The sequence below is a fragment of the Phenylobacterium aquaticum genome (assembly GCF_947378715.1).
Taxonomy (GTDB): Bacteria; Pseudomonadota; Alphaproteobacteria; order Caulobacterales; family Caulobacteraceae; genus Phenylobacterium; species Phenylobacterium aquaticum_A.
Genome location: NZ_CANCLE010000259.1, coordinates 1 through 3516, shown reverse-complemented (window position 1 = coordinate 3516; position 3516 = coordinate 1). Strand labels below are relative to the sequence as shown.

4 protein-coding genes are annotated in these 3516 nt (G+C 68.4%); all 4 read right to left on the bottom strand.

Translation table 11 applies throughout. From position 1 onward, the window contains the following. The coding region (metC, locus tag Q7P21_RS20170; protein ID WP_304180149.1) for a cystathionine beta-lyase at window positions 1-1098 on the bottom strand (1098 nt) is incomplete at its 3' end. 63 nt (window positions 1099-1161) lie between these two features. Beyond that, window positions 1162-1653 (bottom strand): GNAT family N-acetyltransferase, encoded by a 492-nt coding sequence (locus Q7P21_RS20165; protein ID WP_304180147.1) that lies wholly within the window; start codon window positions 1651-1653, stop codon window positions 1162-1164. After that, window positions 1650-2492 carry a 3-mercaptopyruvate sulfurtransferase gene (gene sseA, locus Q7P21_RS20160; RefSeq protein WP_304180145.1) on the bottom strand — a complete coding sequence of 281 codons (843 nt, stop codon included), beginning with the start codon at window positions 2490-2492 and terminating at the stop codon, window positions 1650-1652. Before sseA ends, Q7P21_RS20165 begins: the two co-directional genes overlap by 4 nt. Further along, window positions 2492-3493 carry a cysteine synthase A gene (locus Q7P21_RS20155; RefSeq protein WP_304180142.1) on the bottom strand — a complete coding sequence of 334 codons (1002 nt, stop codon included), beginning with the start codon at window positions 3491-3493 and terminating at the stop codon, window positions 2492-2494. Before Q7P21_RS20155 ends, sseA begins: the two co-directional genes overlap by 1 nt. Window positions 3494-3516 lie beyond the last annotated feature (23 nt).

The window sequence follows — 3516 nt, the reverse complement described above, 5'->3', positions numbered from 1 at the left end:
TTCCAGCCCCACGTGCAACCGCATCAACGGCCCCGGATAGATCCGCAAGTGCTTGCGGGTCTTCAACTGTTCGTCGCAGGAGATCGCCAGGCTCTCGAAACCGCCCCAGGAGAAGCCCAGGCCGAAGATCTCCAGGGCGTCGAGGAAGGCCGCCACCGCCGCCTCTGAGGTGGGCTTCAGCAGGAAGCCGAACAGGCCGCAGGCGCCGCTATAGTCCCGGGCCCAGAGCGCGTGGTCCGGACAGCCGGGCAGGGCGGGGTGCAGAACCTGCAGGACCTGGGGCTGGTCGCGCAGCCAGGCGGCGATCTTCAGCCCGCTCTGGCCATGGCGGTCCATCCGGATGGCCAGGGTCCGCAGGCCCCGCAGCATCTGATAGGCGTCCTCTGGCGCAACCGCCCAGCCCAGGTGCAGCACGCCGTCCTCAAGCTTCCGGACCAGGGCCGGATCGCGGGCGGCGGCCGAGCCCATGAAGACGTCGGAATGGCCGCCGACATATTTGGTCAGGGCCTGGACACTGATGTCGATCCCGTGGTCGAGCGGCTTGTAGATCAGGCCCGAGCCCCAGGTGTTGTCCGCCACGGTCAGGATTCCCCGCGCCCGCGCCAGGGCGGCGATGGCCGCCATGTCCTGCATCTCGAAGCTCAGGGAGCCGGGACTTTCCATCAGGATCAGGCGGGTGGCGTCCGAGGCGCCGCCGACCAGGTCCTCCGGAGACAGGCGCGGATCATAGTATCGGGTGGCCACGCCGAAGCGTTTCAGCACGTGGTCGCAGAACCGGCGGGTCGGCTTGTAGGTGTTGTCGACCACCAGGATCTCGTCGCCGGCCTTGAGCACCGCCAGCAAGGCCCCGCTGAGCGCGGCCACGCCCGAGGGATAGAGACAGACCCCCTTGGCGTTCTCGAGCTCGCACAGGCCGGCGCGCAGGGCGTCGTGGGCGGCAAGGCCCTGGCGGCCATAGGTGATGAAGTGGTCGTCGTCATAGAGCGCCGCAGCATTGGGTAGCAGCACGGTCGAGCCCTTCTGGATCGGCGGGCTCACCGTCTTGACCAGGGGTTGGTCGCCGGCGCCGGCGTGGATCAGGCGGGTGTCTTCGGCCATGGGGAACTCGATTGAACTGACCCCGGCACTTAGGGCCCAGGCCGTGGCGGGATCAAGCGCCTGTCAGAGCTTCAGCGCCATGGCGCAGCGATCGCTCAGGCCGCGTTCAGCCTCATCGCGCAGGATGGCCGCCAGCCGAGCGGAGGGGCTCGTGAGCAGCTCGAACCCCAGGCGCCGGTAGAAGGGGGCGTTCCAAGCGATGTTATGAAAGGTGGTCAGGGACGCGGCCGCGCAGCCCTTGCTGCGACCGACCTCCAGAGCCTGATCCATCAGCGCGCGGCCCAGCCCCCGCTTCTGCCACGCCAGTTCGACCGCCAATTCCCAGATATGTAGCTCGCCATCGACCATCTCGATGTCGATGAAGCCGCGCACAGCGCCCTCCGCCTCGACGACCCAGACCCGGTCAACCGCCACCCGGGGTGGATAGGCCTCCGCAAGCGTGACGGTGTGATCGGCGACCCAGTCGTGGAGTCCGCCCCGGAACGCTTCGCCCGCCGAGCGCTCGACGTCCGGCAGGACCGCGATGTCCCGCGGCGTCGCAAGACGGATGATCAAAGGTCGGTTTCGACTGGCGTGTCGGACCGGCCGCCCCATTCGCTCCAGGACCCGTCATAGACCGCCACCCTGTCGAGCCCCAGCCGGGCCAGGCCCAGCGCCAGGACCGACGCGGTGACGCCGGAGCCGCAGGTGGTGACGATCGGCTTGTCGAGGTTCACGCCACAAACCTCGAAGATCGCTTGCAGTTCGGGCGCCGATCTCATGCGCCCCTGGGTGTTGATCAGGCTGTCGAAGGGCGTGTTGAGCGCACCCGGCATGTGGCCGGACCTCAGGCCTGGACGGGGCTCAGGCGCTTCGCCGCGGAACCGCGGGCCGCTGCGGGCGTCGACCAGTTGCGCGGCCTGGGAGTTCACCAGACCCTTCACGGCCTCGACGTCGCGCACCAGCTCCGGGCGGAACTTTGGGGCGACCATCGTGGGCGCGGGCGTGACCGCGCCGGCCTCGACCTTTCGCCCCTCGGCCAGCCAGGCCTTCAGGCCGCCGTCCAGCACCCGGATATTGTCGAAGCCCATCACCCGCAGCGTCCACCAGACCCGAGCGGAGGCGCGCACGCCCCAGCTGTCATAGGCGACGATGGTCCCCTCCCGCGACAGGCCGAGCTTACCGGCAGCCTCGGCGAAGGCCTCCGGGGTCGGCAGCATGTGCGGCAGGTCGGTCGTGTGGTCGGCGATGGCGTCGATGTCGAAGAACACGGCGCCGGGGATGTGGCGCTCCAGATATTCGCCGTGACCGCTGCGCCCCTCGATCGGCATGAACCAGCTGGCGTCCAGGATGCGCAGGTCCTGGTCGCCCAGATGCTCGGCCAGCCAGGCCGTGGAAACGAAAGGATCGGACATCAGCTTAACCAGGGTGGGGTCGGGAGGCCACGTTCGGCCAGGAAGGATGGATTGAAGATCTTGCTCTGATAGCGAGAGCCCTGGTCGCACAGGATGGTCACGATGGTGTGGCCCGGTCCCAGATCCTTGGCCATGCGGATTGCGCCCGCCACATTGATCCCGGTGGAGCCGCCCATCACCAGGCCCTCGTGCTCGACCAGGTCATAGATCGCCAGCAGCATCTCCTCGTCGCCGATCCGATAGGGATCATCGACCACCAGGCCTTCGAGATTGGCGGTGATGCGTCCCTGGCCGATGCCCTCGCTGATCGAACCGCCGTCAGACTTGAGCTCGCCGTCCTTGTACCAGCTGTAGAGCGCCGCCCCATGCGGGTCGGCCAGGCCGATGCGGACGTTCGGGTTTCGCGCGCGCAACGCCTCGGCCACCCCGGCGAGCGTCCCGCCCGAGCCGACCGCGCAGATGAACCCGTCGACCTGCCCGCCGGTCTGGGCCCAGATTTCCGGTCCCGTGGTCTCGACGTGGGCCTGGCGGTTGGCGACATTGTCGAACTGGTTGGCCCAGATCGCGCCTGCCGGCTCCCGGGCCGCCAGCTCTTCGGCCAGGCGGCCGGAATAGCGCACATAGTTGTCGGGGTTGGAGTAGGGGACCGCATCCACCTCGACCAGCTCGGCGCCCAGCAGGCGAATGGCGTCCTTCTTCTCCTGGCTTTGGGTGCGAGGGATGACGATGGTGGTCTTGTAGCCCGAGGCCGCGCCCACCATCGCCAGGCCGATGCCGGTATTGCCGGCCGTGCCCTCGACGATCCGGCCGCCCGGCTTCAGCAGGCCACGCCGCTCGGCGTCACGGACGATGAACAGGGCGGCCCGGTCCTTGACCGAGGCGCCGGGGTTCATGAACTCCGCCTTGCCGAGAATTTCGCAGCCGGTCGCCTCGCTGGCGCGGCGCAAGCGGATGAGCGGCGTGTTTCCGATGGCGTCCAGGACGCTGGGTGCGACTGTCATGCCCGCTACTTAAGGGGCCTTGG

Bases quoted from the DNA above. Each gene is read 5' to 3' on its own strand.
- sseA (WP_304180145.1), bottom strand. From the start codon at position 2,492: ATGTCCGATCCTTTCGTTTCCACGGCCTGGCTGGCCGAGCATCTGGGC.
- Q7P21_RS20155 (WP_304180142.1), bottom strand. From the start codon at position 3,493: ATGACAGTCGCACCCAGCGTCCTGGACGCCATCGGAAACACGCCGCTC.